This is a genomic window from Bartonella sp. B39 (assembly GCF_053795145.1).
In genome coordinates, this window is sequence record NZ_CP200036.1 from 1,431,789 (window position 1) to 1,448,764 (window position 16,976).

The 16,976-nt window shown below is 38.7% G+C and carries 14 protein-coding genes; all 14 read left to right on the forward strand.

Annotated features, from left to right (window positions below; translation table 11 throughout):
• Positions 1 to 165 precede the first annotated feature (165 nt).
• The 14 genes from V4P57_RS06590 to traG all read left to right on the forward strand — a co-directional run bounded on the left by V4P57_RS06590 (position 166) and on the right by traG (position 16,471).
• A complete protein-coding gene (locus V4P57_RS06590; protein WP_455465775.1) occupies positions 166 to 480 on the forward strand; it encodes a TrbC/VirB2 family protein in 315 nt (104 codons plus the stop codon).
• Entirely contained in the window at positions 481 to 792 is a 312-nt protein-coding gene (locus V4P57_RS06595) for a type IV secretion system protein VirB3 (RefSeq protein WP_455465776.1), read from the forward strand.
• The gene (locus V4P57_RS06600; RefSeq protein WP_455465777.1) at positions 789 to 3,152 is read left to right on the forward strand and encodes a VirB4 family type IV secretion/conjugal transfer ATPase; all 2,364 of its coding nucleotides are present in this window, start codon (positions 789 to 791) and stop codon (positions 3,150 to 3,152) included. Before V4P57_RS06595 ends, V4P57_RS06600 begins: the two co-directional genes overlap by 4 nt.
• Positions 3,149 to 3,595 (forward strand): type IV secretion system protein, encoded by a 447-nt coding sequence (locus tag V4P57_RS06605; RefSeq protein WP_455465778.1) that lies wholly within the window; start codon positions 3,149 to 3,151, stop codon positions 3,593 to 3,595. Before V4P57_RS06600 ends, V4P57_RS06605 begins: the two co-directional genes overlap by 4 nt.
• Entirely contained in the window at positions 3,582 to 4,538 is a 957-nt protein-coding gene (locus tag V4P57_RS06610) for a type IV secretion system protein (protein WP_455465779.1), read from the forward strand. Before V4P57_RS06605 ends, V4P57_RS06610 begins: the two co-directional genes overlap by 14 nt.
• Before the next feature lie 197 nt (positions 4,539 to 4,735).
• Positions 4,736 to 5,059, forward strand: coding sequence for a type IV secretion system protein VirB7 (locus V4P57_RS06615; RefSeq protein ID WP_455465780.1), 324 nt, complete (start codon positions 4,736 to 4,738; stop codon positions 5,057 to 5,059).
• Positions 5,013 to 5,717 (forward strand): virB8 family protein, encoded by a 705-nt coding sequence (locus tag V4P57_RS06620; RefSeq protein ID WP_455465781.1) that lies wholly within the window; start codon positions 5,013 to 5,015, stop codon positions 5,715 to 5,717. Before V4P57_RS06615 ends, V4P57_RS06620 begins: the two co-directional genes overlap by 47 nt.
• Positions 5,714 to 6,580 (forward strand): P-type conjugative transfer protein VirB9, encoded by an 867-nt coding sequence (virB9, locus tag V4P57_RS06625; protein WP_455465782.1) that lies wholly within the window; start codon positions 5,714 to 5,716, stop codon positions 6,578 to 6,580. Before V4P57_RS06620 ends, virB9 begins: the two co-directional genes overlap by 4 nt.
• On the forward strand, positions 6,573 to 7,730 hold the full coding sequence (gene virB10 / locus V4P57_RS06630) for a type IV secretion system protein VirB10 (RefSeq protein WP_455465783.1): 1,158 nt from the start codon (positions 6,573 to 6,575) through the stop codon (positions 7,728 to 7,730). Before virB9 ends, virB10 begins: the two co-directional genes overlap by 8 nt.
• Positions 7,727 to 8,797, forward strand: a complete 1,071-nt coding sequence (gene virB11 / locus V4P57_RS06635) for a P-type DNA transfer ATPase VirB11 (protein ID WP_455465784.1) — start codon at positions 7,727 to 7,729, stop codon at positions 8,795 to 8,797. Before virB10 ends, virB11 begins: the two co-directional genes overlap by 4 nt.
• A gap of 226 nt (positions 8,798 to 9,023) precedes the next feature.
• Complete coding sequence (locus tag V4P57_RS06640; protein ID WP_455465785.1) at positions 9,024 to 10,538, forward strand: BID domain-containing T4SS effector; 1,515 nt, start codon at positions 9,024 to 9,026, stop codon at positions 10,536 to 10,538.
• A 378-nt stretch (positions 10,539 to 10,916) separates the two neighbouring features.
• The gene (locus V4P57_RS06645; RefSeq protein ID WP_455465786.1) at positions 10,917 to 12,422 is read left to right on the forward strand and encodes a BID domain-containing T4SS effector; all 1,506 of its coding nucleotides are present in this window, start codon (positions 10,917 to 10,919) and stop codon (positions 12,420 to 12,422) included.
• Between the two features lie 346 nt (positions 12,423 to 12,768).
• Entirely contained in the window at positions 12,769 to 14,397 is a 1,629-nt protein-coding gene (locus V4P57_RS06650; RefSeq protein WP_455465787.1) for a BID domain-containing T4SS effector, read from the forward strand.
• Positions 14,398 to 14,551: 154 nt separating this feature from the next.
• On the forward strand, positions 14,552 to 16,471 hold the full coding sequence (gene traG, locus V4P57_RS06655; RefSeq protein WP_455465788.1) for a Ti-type conjugative transfer system protein TraG: 1,920 nt from the start codon (positions 14,552 to 14,554) through the stop codon (positions 16,469 to 16,471).
• Positions 16,472 to 16,976 lie beyond the last annotated feature (505 nt).

Below are 16,976 nucleotides of genomic sequence, written 5' to 3' on the forward strand. Positions count from 1 at the left end.
CTCGAGAGAATGATTTTTACAAGTGAACAAAAACCACTACCGAAGCTTTGTGAAAAAAATAACTGAAGGGTGACTTGGATTGTCAGTCGTCAAGAAGAAGAGTTCTTCAACTATCAGGGACAAAAGGATGTCAAAAGGTAAATAATTCTTGTCAAGAGAGGTACAATGACAAACACTATATCAGAGAACGTCATATTTATCATTATTATGCTGTTTTTAGCCACAATCGTCGTATCGAATCCCTCTTACGCCTCTGGTGCTGCTACTGATTTTGGGAATCTTGATGGCGTTTTAAAGCAGATTGTTACAATGATGACGGGGGGAACAGCAAGACTCATTGCGATTATATGTGTTGCTGCTGTGGGTATTGGCTGGATGTACGGCTTTATTGATTTACGCAAAGCAGCTTACTGTATTATCGGCATTGGTATTGTCTTTGGGGCACCCACTCTCGTTACTAAATTAACGGGTACGTCATAAATGAACGAAGATACTCTTTTTCTTGCTTGTACACGACCGGCTATGTTTGCTGGTGTTACAATGGAGGCTATGGCTCTTAATGTTATGGTGACGTCTATTCTTTTTATTCTAACAAGTGGGTTTACCATGATTGGTCTTGGCGTTGGGATGCACTTTGTTTTACGTGAAGTGACAAAATATGATCACAACCAATTTCGCGTATTGTTTGCTTGGCTCAATACCCGAGGGAAACAAAAAAATCTCAACAGATGGGGGGGAGGATCTACATCCCCATTGCGTCTTGTCCGCACCTATAAGGAACTGAGAAGATGAGACAGACATCCATCATGAAAAAGGAATCTTTGCCTGAAGAGTATATTCCCTATATACGCTATGTTAACCAACACGTCATTGCATTGAATTCGCGCTGCTTGATGACCGTGATAGCCATTGAGGGTGTAAATTTTGACACTGTAGATATCGATCAATTAAACTCCTTACACAATCAATTAAACACTCTCTTGAAAAACATTGCAGATGAACGTGTTGCGTTATACTCTCACATCATCCGCCGGCGCGAAATGCTCTATCCAGAGGGTCGTTTTCTTTCATCTTTTGCAACGACATTAGATGAGAAATACAAAGAGAAAATGGTTTCACAAGAGCTTTATAGAAATGATCTCTTTGTTTCACTGCTCTGGAATCCAGCATCCGATAAAACGGAACAACTCGCTTCATTTTTTCAGCGATTAGCAAAAGCGAAGAAAACACAATCTGAACCAGATATGGAAGCCGTTCGTAAAATCGAAGAGTTAAGCCGAGATTTTATACAAGATTTGGAGGCCTATGGCGCACGCCTTTTGTCAATTTATGAACATGATGGCATTTTATTTTCTGAACAAAGTGAATTTCTGCATCAGTTGGTGGGAGGAAGGCGTGAGCGTATTCCTCTTACATTTGGTACCATTGCATCAACGATTTACTCAGATCGTGTTATTTTTGGTAAAGAAATTATCGAAATTCGCCATGAAAGCCATGAACGCTTTGTTGGCATGTTTGGGTGGAAAGAATATCCCTCTAAAACACGCCCAGGTATGACCGATGGTTTGCTCACAGTACCGTTTGAATTCATTTTAACGCAATCTTTTGTCTTTAAGAGTAAAGCAGCTGCCAGTGTCATTATGAGCCGCAAGCAAAATCAAATGATTAATGCAGCGGATCGTGCCAGCTCACAAATTGAAGCGCTTGATGAAGCACTGGATGATTTAGAGTCAAACCGTTTTGTTTTGGGCGAACATCATCTTTCTCTAGCTGTTTTTGCTGATAATCCAAAAATATTAGCCGAAAACCTATCGAAAGCACGTTCCCATTTAACCAATGGTGGAGCAGTTATCGCCAGAGAAGATTTAGGATTGGAAGCTACATGGTGGGCGCAATTGCCCGGAAACTTTAGCTATCGTGCGCGATCTGGAGCCATTACCAGCAGAAATTTTGCGGCTTTATCACCCTTCCATTCTTTTCCTGTTGGCAAATTGCACAACAATGTTTGGGGATCTGCTGTAGCATTGCTAAAAACACAAGCTGGTTCACCTTATTATTTCAATTTTCATTATGGCGACCTTGGCAATACCTTTGTTTGTGGTCCATCGGGATCTGGTAAAACCGTGATTGTTAATTTTCTTCTTGCACAATTACAAAAACACAATCCCACAATGGTTTTTTTCGATAAAGATCAGGGTGCAGAGATTTTTGTGCGTGCTGGAGGCGGAAAGTATAAGCCTTTAAAAAACGGCATCCCCACTGGCATTGCGCCATTAAAGGGTATGGAATACACTGAAAAAAACAAGGTTTTTCTTCGTAACTGGGTCTTGAAGCTCGTCACGGCTGAAGGCCAAATGGTGACAGAAGAAGAGCGACAAGATATTGCAAGAGCCATCGATTCCTTGGAAAGCCTGCCACATGCACAACGCTCTCTTGGTGCTCTTCAACTGTTTTTTGATAACACGTCAAAAGAAGGAATTGCCATACGTTTACAACGCTGGATCAAAGGTAATGCCTTAGGCTGGGTTTTTGATAACGATCAAGATGATCTCAATTTAAACGCACAGTTCATTGGTTATGACATGACCGATTTCTTAGACAATGAAGAAATTCGGCGTCCCTTGATGATGTATCTGTTCCATCGCATTCTTGATCTTATTGATGGACGGCGCATTATTATTATCGTTGATGAATTTTGGAAAGCGCTTGAAGATGATTCATTCAAAGCTTTTGCGCAAGATCGCTTAAAGACGATCCGCAAACAAAATGGTATGATGCTCTTTGCAACGCAAAGTCCCAAAGATGCTTTAAACTCAACAATCGCACACACGATTATTGAGCAATGCCCTACCCAAATATTTTTTCCAAATCAAAAAGCAAATTATCATGATTACGTTGAAGACTTCAAACTAACTGAGCGTGAATTTGAACTGATACAGTCGGAGTTAAGCAGAGAATCCCGTCGTTTTCTTATCAAACAAGGACAAAATTCTGTCGTTGCAGAACTCAATCTACGCGGAATGAATGATGAGATCGCCGTCTTAAGCGGTACAACAAAGAATATTGAGCTTATGAATCAAATTATCAGTGAATATGGAACAGATCCTGACAGGTGGTTGCCCATATTTCATCAAAGGAGAGAAAATCAATGAAAAAATATTACTTAATTACACTCTTATTCTTGTCTTCCGTCTCTCATGCGATGTCACAGACTACCTTCGATGTAGATGAATATTATAAAAACGCATTAGAAACCACACAAGAACTAAACATTGCGAAATCAGAAACGGCTGAAACCGTTTATCAAAGTACAAAGACAACTACAGAAAAAATCAAGGAAATAAGTGATAAGCTTACAAATGCAAAATCACAAAAAAAGACCAAACCCGAAGAACTGCAGGCTCTTCAAGTAGAACTAGCTATTCTTCATGCAAACCTTCAAGTGAACGCTTTAAAACTTCAGTCCCTAGCGATGATACAAGCAAAAGATACAAAATCAAAAGAAGAAATTCGTGAGGAAGAAATACAGAAAAAGCATAAAGATATTGAAGAAAAATTAAGAAGAAAAATTGAGAGCTCTGATGTCCGACTTTAGTTTTGCCCCATTTGAAAGCATTTCTGGATATATTTTAACCCCGCTCAGTGGTGCGATGAATTCAATAGTGAGTGGGTTGTCTTCTGCTATTGCAGCACCACTCAATCTCGCCTCGATCATTTTTATTTTTCTGTATGGTTATAATGTTATGACGGGTCGCGTCGCTCTCTCAATGAATAGTCTTCTCAATAATGTCGTTAAAATCGTTGTTGTAACGACAATGGCAACGAATGCGGATACGTTTAATGTCTATGTCAAAGATATCTTCTTTAATGATTTAGCAAACGCCATTGGAAATGCACTCAACGAAAATCCCACTGGCTCCAATGTTTTTGATTTTATTTTATTAAAGGCAAGTTTTCGCTATCAAGAGGTCTTATCTAAGGCTTGGTTTCTTGAAAAAATCATGGTTGGTCTTCTAGGCTGCTTAATGATTCTGGCTGTTATCGTCTTTTGTATAGGCGGTTTTATCGTCCAAATGTTTGCACAAGTTGCACTTGTAATGATTATAGGTCTTGGACCGCTCTTCATTAGTTTATATTTGTTTAATGCAACCAGAAAATTTACCGATGCATGGATTACGACATTGGTCAATTTCACCATTCTGCAAGTTCTGGTGATCATGCTAGGAACGATTATGTGCAAAGTTATCATGAGCGTTCTTAATGGCACGTATGATTCAATCTATTTCCTCTTCCCCCCTGTTGTTGTTATCTCGATAGTGGGGGCCATTCTCTTCCGGGCACTTCCTGGCATTGCCTCTGCACTTTCTTCTGGTGGACCATACTTTAACGCTGGTATATCTACAGGAGGACAATTTTTCACGATGCTCTCCAGTGGCGCTCAAGCTGGTAAAAATATAGCAAAGAGCGCGGCCTCAAAACTTTCTGGTGCAGCAAACACCGCAGCAAAAATGGGAGCTCGAGGCCGTGGTCGGTTTTAATATCAGGCATCTTTTAAAAGTGCCATGGTCTTTGTCTTTGCACTGAATGCGCGCTCCATGCGCGCATTCGTGAAACATTTGATACTCTTAAGTTTCATAAGGCCAACCAAAATATTTCACCGCACGGATTTTATGAGATTGTTCAGTGCAATAGTGTCTTTATGTGTTGTATTCCACAGTATTTGTGAGTTTAAAAAATGAAACAAAAAATAATTTTTTCTATGATTTTAACCATCGCCCTTACCGGTTGTGCCTCTCTGAGTGGCTCCAAAAAACCACCACGATGTAAAGGCAAACACATCCGCGTTTTAAATAGAGATAAGTGGGATTGGGACAATAAGGGCATGAAGAACATCAGCTTAGGAGAAAAAATTGTAAAGCATGTTATAACACCCACCATCGTCAATACTTTGGAAAATGAAAAAGCAACCGCTGACATAAAGCTTAATACAACTTCATTAAATCCCGTAAACCATGAAACGCTCTTTGATAAAACTGTGGAGGTCTCACGTGAAAAGTGATGCACTTGAAGAATACATAAAAGAAGCACGCTCATTCGATATTGATCGCATGCATGGCATGCGAGTGCAGATGAAAATTGCCATGGCTCTAACGGTGCTTTTTGGATTAATGACGGTTGCTTTAGCTTTAGCTGTAGCGGCATTAACGCCTTTAAAAACCGTAGAACCCTTTATTATTCGCGTTGATAATTCAACAGGCATTGTTGATACAGTTAGTGCATTAAAAGAGGCTCCCAACAACTATGATGAAGCGATAACACGCTATTTTGCCAGCAAATATGTTCGTGCGCGTGAAGGTTTTCAATCATCAGAGGCAGAAAATAATTTTCGCTTGATCTCTCTTTTATCTTCACCACAAGAACAAAACCGTTTTGCAAAATGGTATGCAGGGAACAATCCAGAAAGTCCGCAGAATATCTATCGCAACATGGTTGCTACGGTTACGATCAAATCAATCTCCTTTTTAAGCAAAGATCTCATTCAAGTGCGTTACTATAAAACAGTGAGAGAACTTAATGGAAAAGAAAATATTTCCCATTGGGTTTCGATCTTAAATTTTTCCTACATTAATGCACAAATTTCAACTGCGGATCGCTTAACCAATCCCCTTGGTTTTCAAGTATCAGAATATAGATCCGATCCAGAGGTGATACAATGATCAGATTTTCAAAAATAATCTTTCTAGCTTTGATTATCGCAACAAGTTGTCGTACAGTTTTGTCATTTGCGGAAACAGCTCCTGTGAGTGCGCGCAAAGACAATCGTATTAGGTTTGTTAATTATGATCCCTACAACGTCACACAAATCATTGGCTCTATTCGTTCTTCAGTCCAGCTTGAATTTGCCGATGATGAAGAAGTAACCTATGTGGGCATTGGCAATTCTGTTGCTTGGCAAGTTGCACCAGCCGGTCACTTTGTTTTTCTAAAGCCCCGTGAAGTTCAGCCTGTCACCAATTTACAAATTGTCACAAGTCGTCAAGATGGGACAAAACGATCTTATCAGTTTGAACTCAAAGTGCGTGAAGGCGATGTTTCAGCAGGAAATGAGACATACTTCTTGGTAAAATTTCGTTATCCAGAAGATGAAGCCTTGCGTAAAAAATTAACCGAAGCAGCAAAAGCCGCACAGCGCGAAGCAAACTTTGTCAATGATGTTTTAGATATCCATGAAGATTTTGGACCACGTAATTGGGCTTATGAAGCCCAAGGTTCAATTTTAATAGAGCCTGCTTCTGTCTATGATAACGGTAAAACAACAACCTTTACATTTTTGGGCAATACCGAAATTCCAGCCATTTATCTTGTCTCACTTGATGGACAAGAATCTCTTGTTCCAAAATCAATTAAAGGTAACAAAGTTATTGTTCATGCCACAGCTGCCCAATTTACTTTGCGCCGTGGGAATGACGTACTGTGTATCTTTAATAGAAGGTTCTTGCCCGAAGGAATTAATCCTGAAACTGGTACAACATCACCATCTGTACAACGTGAAGTGAACATAGGAAACCGCCATGAATGACGAAATGGATGAAAAAGACATCAATGATCGCGATATGATAAAAGACATTTACGGAAAAAAACAGCACAGCAACATAGGTAAAGCAGCTGCTCTTTTCGTTCTTTTTAGTGTCTGTGCTTATTTAGCATATTCAACGCTTGTTACAGAAAAAAAGCAATCCGTTGAACTTCCAAAAGAGGGCATTATTCAGCAAACAGAAATTTTCCGCCCTGCACCGCCCAAACCTATACCCATTGAGACAACCGAACAAAACAATGCTTTGTTGCCCAAGGTTGAGCTACCAACGCCCAAAGTAAATCAATCAACGTCTGATAAAAAACTTATGGAAGCAGCACAACGTGCTCCTGTATTAGCCTTTGCAAACACACGACAAGACAAAGCAAATACAATGGCAGATAAAAGCTTTTCGCTTAACCAGTCCGAAAGTAAACCTGATGAAACAGTACAGCACTTTAATCATCTTCTCAAACCAACAGTTCTTGAAGGTATGCGCGCTTCAACGCTTGGAAATCGCAACTATATCATCGCAATGGGTACTTCCATGCCTTGTATCTTAGAAACAGCAATCAGCAGTGATCAACAAGGATTTACCAGTTGTATTATCTCCCGAGACATCTTATCAGACAATGGTCGCGTTGTTCTTCTTGAGAAAGGTACACAGATTGTTGGCGAATATCGTGCTGGATTGAAAAAAGGACAAAATCGTCTCTTTGTGCTATGGACTAGAGCAAAAACACCACATGGTATTATTATCGCATTAGCTTCACCGGCTACAGATTCTCTAGGACGTTCTGGTATGGATGGAGATGTTGATAATCATTGGTTAGAACGGATTGGATCTGCACTTCTTGTATCAATTGTCAGAGATGCATCAAGCTATGCGAAAGGCCGCTTATCACAAGAATCAGATAAGAACGACACTGAAACAGTCTCTGCGGGACAAAATATTGCAAATATTCTTGTAGAAAATTATGCCAATATTCCTCCAACACTAAACAAAAACCAAGGGGAAATGGTTAATGTTTTTGTTGCTCGTGATTTAGATTTCTCCAATGTTTATAAATTGAAAGTAATCGAAAATAAAAAGCAAATCACCAATCGAGCACTTTCAAGAAACTTTTATAAAAATTCTGCGGTGACTTTGAAATGAAACAAAATCTGCAAAATTTGCACGATGAAACCGTTGCGATTGTTTTAACAAAACTTAAACCCATCAGTGCTTTTCTGAAAGATAGCAGTCTTTTTGAAATTGTCATCAATCGCCCTTATCAAGTGATGACTGAAGGGATTGAGGGATGGAAAACCGTAGAAGTACCAACCCTCTCGTTTAATGAGCTTATGGGGATTGCTAAAGTTGTCGCGTCCTATTCTAAGCAAAATATATCCGACAAAAATCCAATATTATCAGCGACCCTACCGGGTAATGAGCGTATTCAAATTGTTATTCCTCCGGCAGTGGAAAAAGACACAGTCAGTATGACAATTCGCAAACCATCATCGCAAAGTTTTTCCCTCGAAGATCTCGCAAATAAAGATCTCTTTTCGCTGTGTGAACAGGTATCCTTCACGCCATTAAATGAATATCAATCTCGTTTTAACGAACTCAAAACTACTGAATATAATTTGGTAACTTCCTACTGCAATAAGGATTTTGTTTCTTTTTTAAATGAAGCTGTAAAATGCCAAAAAAATATTTTAATTTCCGGAAAAACCGGCTCTGGTAAGACAACACTATCAAAAGCATTAATCTCAAAAATTCCTAATGATGAGCGTATTATCACCATTGAAGATACACAAGAATTGGCTGTATCACAGCCCAACCATGTCTCTATGATCTATTCAAAAGATGGACAGGGTTTAGCCTCTGTTGGTCCCAAAGAATTGCTTGAATCTGCTTTACGCATGCGTCCTGATCGCATTCTTTTACAAGAGCTTCGAGATGGTACAGCCTTTTATTATATCCGCAATGTCAATTCAGGTCATCCAGGTTCAATTACCACGGTTCATGCTTCAACAGCTCTCGCTGCTTTTGAGCAAATGACCCTTTTAGTCAAAGAAAGTGAAGGCGGAAGCGATTTAGAGCGTGATGATATTCGGGGTCTGTTGATTTCAATGATTGATATCATCATTCAATGTAAACGGATTGAAGGAAAATTTAAAGTCACAGAAATTTACTATGATCCATTCAAACAACGAAATATCTTTGGAGGAAATTAAAGAGAAGCCACACCTACAAAAAAAGATTTTTATCAAAAAACAATAAAGGGAAAATGAAAGAAAAAAACGCTGCAAAGCGATTGGTATAACCAGCAATGGCTGTATATCTGAAGAATTAAGATTTCATTCTGAAATTCTTAAAGTTTAGGAACATATGCGAAAGAGAATATTTTACTAGAGAAATTTAACATTTTTGTGGACGACGTTATATTATAAGGAGATAATGATGCCAAAAGCGAAAGTAAAAACAAAAGGAATTCCCTCACCTCGTCATTATGTTTATCCTGGTACTAACACGCTCAAAAATAAATATGGGATACAAGACGCCATTGTCTTGATGGATATGTACGCGCGTAAGGTAGGAGAAGGGATGGCTCATCTGCGTGAAGAACCGCTACCAGAGTCTTTTGATTCCTCCTATTTGTGCTATATTCATAAAAGGTTATTTTTTAGCATATTTGAATGGGCTGGACAGTTACGTAATATTCCCTTCACATTTTCGGATGGTACCGTTGCTGCCATGCCAGAAATGATAGACCCAGAGTGGGGAAGTACTTTCGCAAGCGGTAATGCAATTCAAGAAAACTTACAAAAACTGGATCAAACACTCTTCGAAACGAATAATTTGCAAGGTTTATCGCGCAAAGAATTTGCCAATCAAGCAGCAGAATTATTTGCTTCTCTTCATCATACATGTCCTTTCAGAGTAGGTAATGGATATACACAGGAGCTCTTTTTTGAAAATCTTGCCAAAGCAGCAGGTCATTCGCTTGACTTTTCGCTTACAACACAAGAGGATATAAAACTTGCTTGTATTAAAGCAGAGGAAAAAGGCGATCTAAAGCCCTTGAAAAATTTATTTGAGCATATCTCCAATCCGGAACATATTGCAAAAAACCAAAGCCGTACGGAAATACAGCAAAAAAAGCATGTTGACTCTGAACAACGGAAAACCTTAAAAAACGAGAACGAAGCTATCTCTACAAGCCAAGAAACTGAAAGTTTTAGCGGCGTCCTCATCCCAGGAAAAAAATTACCCCCGTTAATGAAAACTGAAATTAATACAATAGTAGAAGAAGATCCCAATGTACGCGCAAGTCGAGAAAAAATTCAAATTTTATCAAAAACTGTTTATGGCAGCTCCAAAGCGTTGAACAAAGAGATGATGCAGATTTCTAAAAACCTTACGAACCCATCATCTACTGCTTATAGGCTTTCCAATCAGATTAAAGCAGCACCTGACTCTGTTGCCAAACTTGCAGGTATCAATTTCTTGGGATTGAAAAACTCGAAGCGCAAAATGGCCGAACAAAGTGTGAAGAGCCTCACTGACGAAATTGTAAATTTTTCGCTTACTGTGAGACATGTTCAAAAAGAAGTTATCAGAGATTATCAAAACGAACAAAGGCGCTGCGCGAAAGAGATCAGAATGCCAACTAGCAACTTGCAAGATCTCTTTTCCTTACCAAAAGAAATGCAGAGAAAAGCCTTAGAACAATCTCCTGTGCTTTCCGAAGAACTCAATACTTTTGTAATGGCACTCCATAGCCGTCTCTCCACAGATGAGCAAAAAGCAATCAAAAGGGATGATTATCAGAAACTCGCTAAAATGATGGATCTATCAGAAGAGAAAGTACAGCAAATTGCAAGTGTCGCTCGGAAAGCCAAAGAAGCACATCTGAACTCTCAAACACAAACGCGTACAATAGGTCGCTCAAAAGGGCTTGCCATAGCTAGCTAAAAAATATGAGATCCTGCTCATTCATTTGAACATGCGTGGGCAGAAGTTCTGTTTTAACATTCTATCTAAAAAAAAGGAAATGCATTATAACATCAATAAACTAAAGGGCATTTTACACCATACCCTATAAAAAATGAAAATAAGATACAATGAAACGTGTAAAGATGCTGCGAACAGTTATTGTAACACAAGAAGAATTACAAAAATGAAGGAAAAAAAACACTGCAAAGTGATTGGTGTAGCCGGAAATGGCTACTATTTGAAGGTTTAAGAATGCATTCTGAAACGCTTCAAATGTAGAGATATATGCGAGAGGGAGCATTTTACTGGAGAAATTTAATACTCTTGTAGACAACGTTAGATTATAAGGAGATAATTATGCCAAAAGCAAAAGTAAAAACAAAAGGAACTCCCTCACCCCATCACTATTTTTACCCTGGTAGCAAAACTCTCAAAAATAAGTACGGAATAAAAGACCCAGACGCCCTTCTGAACAAATGTTCACATGATATAGAAAAAGGAATGGATCATCTGCGCAAAGAACCCTTACCAGAATATTTTGATTCCTCCTATTTGTGCCATATTCACAAGACGCTATACTCTAGTACATTCGAATGGGCTGGGCAACTACGTAATGTCCCCTTTATGTTTGCAGATTCTACCACTGCTGCTATGCCAGAAATAAGAAGTATGGACTGGGGAAATGTTTTTGCAACCGATAATGAAATCCAAGATGGCCTACAAAAACTGGATCAAACACTCTTCGAAAAGAATAATTTGCAAGGTTTATCGCGCGAAGAATTTGTTAATCAAGCAGCAGAATTATTTTCTTCTCTTCACCGTACCCATCCTTTCGTGGCAGGCAATCAACATGCACAACAAATCTTTTTTGAAAAACTTGCCCAAGTGGCAGGCCATCAGCTTGATTTTTCGCTTGTAACGAGAGATTCCATGATGCTTGCAAGTATTAAGGCAGAAGAAGAAGGCGATCTAGGACCTTTGAGAAATTTGTTTGAAAATATCTCCAATCCGGAACAATTATCTATTTTAAGGGAACGCACGAGCCATACAGAAATACAACAAGAAGGGCTTGTTAGCTCTAAAAAACTAGAAACCTTAAAACATGATGACAAAGCTGTCTTTACAGTCCAAACGACAGAAAGCCCTGACAATGTTCTCATCCCAGGGAGAAAATTATCCTTTTTAGCGAAAAGTGAAATTTCTGAAATGATAAGAGAAGATGCTTGTGTACACACAAGTCGAGAACAAATTGAGATTTTATCAAAAATGGTTTTTGGCAGCTCCAAAACGTTGGACAAAGAGATGATGCAGATTATTGGAAATCCATCATATGCTCAAGAACTTGCCAATCAGATTGAAGTAGCGCCTGGCTCTGTTGCCAGTCTTGCAGGTATCAATTTATGTGGACTGAAAAATCGGGCGCGTAAAATAGCTGAAGAATATAGTGACATGCTCGCTTATGCAGTTATGAATTTTTCGCGTGCGGTGCAATATGCTGAGAAAGAAATTACCAAAAATCACCAAAACGAACAAAATCGTTGTGAGAAAGCAGTCAGAATGCCAAGTGAAGACTTACGAAATCTTCTTGCTTTATCAAATGAAAGGCAGCAGACAATCTTAAAAAACTCTTCTACGCTGCAAAAAGAACTCAATGATTTTGTAAAAATTGTTGATAATCGTCTCTCCTCAAATGAGCAGAAAGCGATCAAAAACGGTGATTATAAGGTATTCGTTGAAACTATGAATGTAACAGAAAATAAGGCAAAACAAATTACAAATATCGTCCAAAAAGCTAAAGAATTACAACAACAATCCCAAATTCGTACAGTAAGTTTCTCGAAAGCGCTTGCTATAGCCAGCTAAAAAATATGAGCAACTACTCTTTCATTTAAAAGTACGTGGGTAGAATGTATTTTAACGCTCTCCCTAGGAAGGGAGGAAACTCCCTATAGCCTCAATAAATAAGGAGCATTTTTACACCATACCCTAATAAAAAACGAAAGTAAGAAACAATGATATACAGGAAGATACTGCAAGCAGTCATTGTAGCACTAAAAGAATTAGAAAAATACCATGGAAAAGTTTGTATAGCTGTCAATGCCTGTACACTTGAAAGAAATACATTTTATCTGAAACGCGTTACATCTTAGAATGATATACAGAAAGTTTAACGCTCCTAGGTATCCAATTACATTATAAGAAGGTCATTATGCCAAAAGCAAAGTCAAAAACAAGATGGACCCCCTCGCCCCATCATTATATCTATCCTGGTACCAACATACTCAAAAATAAGTATGGAGAAACGGATTTAAAACTCTTTCTGGAAAAGTGTTCGCGTGATACAGAAAAAGCAGCAAAGATTCTGCGTAAAGAATCGCTGCCAGAACATTTTGATTCCGCTTATCTGTGTCATATCCATCACCAATTGTTTAAGAAAACATTTGAATGGGCTGGAAGGATCCGTACTGTTCCATTCACGTTTGCAGACGGTAGTGTTGCCGCCATGCCGGAAATGAAAAGAGAAGAATGGAACAATGCTTTTGTAGCTGATAGGAAAATCATCGAAAAATTACAAAGATTAGAGGAAACGCTTGCCGAGAAAAACAATTTGCAAGGTTTAACGCGCAGAGAGTTTATCTCTGAAGCAGTAGGAATGTTTATCTCTCTCAAACGTATACACCCATTCATAGATGGCAATGAACACGCACAACAAGTCTTTTTTGAAAACCTCGCCAAAGCAGCAGGACATCAACTTAACTTTTCGCTTGTAACAAAAGAACGCATGATGACTGCCTATGCCGAAGCGATGCAACATGGCAATCCAGAGCCTATGCAACATATATTTGAAGATATCTCTCATCCAGAAAAAATGTATATTTTACAGAAATTCATGAACAGCATGAAAGATCTTGGGTGCGATGTTAGTAATCATTCTGTTATAGTTGCAAAAGAAGATATAACTTACATGGGCATCTATAGAGATGTTAATTTTGATAGCTTTATGCTCGATGCGCAAGGTACTTACATCATCGGCAATAAAGAACATCTCACGCCAGAACAAATAAAAACATTAAAACCCGGTGATATAATCACCTTTACAGCACCGAAAGCCGAAGAACTGGAAAACACGCTTATCCCCAAAGAAACACTAGCTCCCTTGTCAAAAATGGAAATAGCTGAAATGGTTGCGGAAGACGCCCGTGTCCAAACAGCTCGAAACCAAATTCAAAATTTGTCAAAAATTATTTATGGTAGCTCGGAGACATTAAACAAACAGATGGTAGAGATTATTAAAAATCCCGACTTAAGCCAACAGCTTGTTGATCAGATTGGACGCTCTCCTAGCTCTATTTCTTCTCTTGCAGGTATCGATTTTTTTTGCTTTAAAAATCGAACGCGCGCAAATGCTGAAGAGCATGTTGATACACTTCGCACAGCCATTATAAATTATGCGTATGCTGTAGAATATGCGTATCATGCAATCGCTCAAGAACATCAAATCGAACAAGAACGCCGCGGAAGAGCGGTAGAAAAGCCAAGTAAGAACTTGCAAAGTTTTCTTTGCTTATCACCAGAAAAACAAAAAGAAGTCTTGTCTCAATCTCCTCTGTTGTATCAAGAACTCCGCACTTTTGTACGTAATCTGGAGCATCGTCTCTCAGCAGACGAATATCGTGCGACCAAAAATAATGATTATGAAACACTTGCGCAAAGTATTGGTGTATCAGAGCGAAAAGCGCGAGAAATTACCAACACTGTTCAGAAGGCCAAAGAAGCACATAACCAAGCCTACACACGTACACTAAATCATCCAAATGTGCTCGCTATGGCCAGCTAAAAGTATGAGGTATTTTACTTTCATTTAAACGTTTATGAGTGGGGATATTTTAATACTTCACCGCTCATGGAAAAGGGATGTTTGACACTATATTACCTATTTTAAAGATATCATTTCACGGCATTCCATAGTAAAATCGAAAGTTGAGACAAAAATGAAATATACAAAAACGCAACTGGCGCTTATTTTAATGCCTATCGCTTTGGGTGCTTTAACGATATTTCTCGTTCCCCATTTGTTATCGCTTATAATAAGTGAGCTTGAGAAAAATCAAATTTATTGGTACCTCCGCTCAAAACCCTTATTGGTATTGACGCTGGTTTCCTCTGTTTCGTTATTTTATAGCCTCTCACAAAAACTACACCTGCGCAAAGCAATCACACTTGTCTCAGCTATCTTTTTTGCGATCACAGCTTTTTACTACATTTTTGGTGAAATAAAACGTTTAAGCCCCTACGTTGGTCAACAAGGGATAACCTGGAATTATGCTCTCCAGTTTATGGATCATATGGTTATCTTTGGTATCATCATCGGCGCTGCTCTTTTAGCCATTCAATTCATCACAACCGTTCCGCGCACAAACAAAGTCAAAAGGGCTAAAAAAGGGGTTTTCGGTGATGCCTCATGGATGAATTTACGAGAGGCAGCGAAAATTTTTCCTGCCAATGGTCAAATTGTTGTTGGCGAGAGATACCGTGTTGATCAAGATAGTGTGTGCAAGATTCCTTTTGCTCCTGGCAATAAAACAACATGGGGAAAAGGTGGAAAAGCGCCCTTGCTCACCTTTAATCTTGATTTTGGCTCAACCCATATGATTTTTTTTGCTGGTTCTGGTGGATATAAAACAACAAGTACAGTGGTTCCCACATGTTTAACATATACAGGCTCTATTGTTTGTCTTGACCCTTCAACCGAAGTTGCACCAATGGTTAAATTTGCTCGGAAAAGAATGGGCAATAGAAATGTTATTGTTCTTGATCCTAATTCAATTTTAACAAAAAACTTTAATGTAATCGATTGGCTTTTAGACGACAGCGTACCACGCACACAACGTGAAGCCAATATTGTTGGTTTTTCCAAATTGCTTATCACGGATAAAAAGTCGGAGAATTCTTCGGCAGAATATTTTTCAACACAAGCGCATAATCTTTTAACAGCCCTTCTCGCTCACGTAGTATTTTCTGATGAATATGAAGACAGTGAGCGCAACTTAAAAACATTGCGCGGGATTTTGTCTCAATCAGAAACAGCTGTTGTAAATCAATTACGCATGATCCAAGAAACAACACCTTCTCCTTTTATTCGCGAAATGGTTGGTATTTTCACGGAAATGGCAGAACAAACTTTTTCAGGGGTCTACACAACCGCATCAAAAGACACCCAATGGCTTTCTTTGTCTAACTACGCTGATCTTGTTTGTGGTGATGATTTTGCCTCCTCGGATATTACAAACGGAAATACAGATGTTTTTCTTAATCTCCCCGCAAGCATTTTGAACAGCTATCCAGCAATTGGGCGAGTAATTATTGGCGCCTTTTTAAATGCAATGATCACAGCTGATGGAAACTACAAAAAGCGTGTTTTGTTTGTCTTGGATGAAGTTGATCTTCTTGGCTATATGAATATTTTGGAAGAAGCGCGCGATCGTGGTCGTAAATACGGCACATCCCTGATGCTTTTTTATCAATCCTCTGGTCAATTGGTCAATCACTTTGGCGAATCTGGTGCGCGATCATGGTTTGAAAGCTGCTCCTTTGTGAGTTATGCCGCCATTAAAGACCTTCAAACAGCCAAGGATATTTCAGAGCGTTGTGGTCAAATGACGGTTGAAGTAGCTGGTATAAATAAATCGAGAGGTATATCTTTAGGAAGGAGTTCTTACAACATCAACTATCAACAAAGAGCACTGATTTTACCGCACGAAATTATTCAAGAAATGCGTCAAGATGAACAGATTATTCTTATGCAAGGACAGCCTCCTTTGCGATGTGGTCGAGCGATCTATTTTAGAAGAAAAGAAATGTTAGCAGCGGCTGAAAAGAATCGATTTGCCCCACGAGCAGAGAAAAAATGAAAAACATCCTCTTATGCATATTGAGTATTAAAACAATAATAGCAGTATAGAAGATAAAAAGTACACATTCTCTTTCATAACAGCCCATTAAAAAGAAATTTCTACATGATACAACAAAAAAAATCCTTAATTTTTGTTTTTACTCTTGTGCATATCATTACCAATTTTTTATGAAGAGTCTCCAACTAATCAGATAATCAATGGCACCTAATATCTACATTTTAGATATCCATAAAAGAGTTTTTGAATACAGCTCCTTTGAGGGAAAAATGACTAGAAATCTTGCCATTTTCGACAATAATAAATCAGGAGTAAAAAGCGCAACAAAAAGCATTTGCACAAGAAAATAAACAAAGAAAACATACATAAAAACGACCTGCGTGGATCATTCTCGTATTCCACACACAAAAAGTGCTACACAGGCACCATAAAACGGTTGATACAGCCAGAAATCCTTACATACTTAAGAGCATAACGCTCGCTTCCCGAATTCATGAAATCTCAA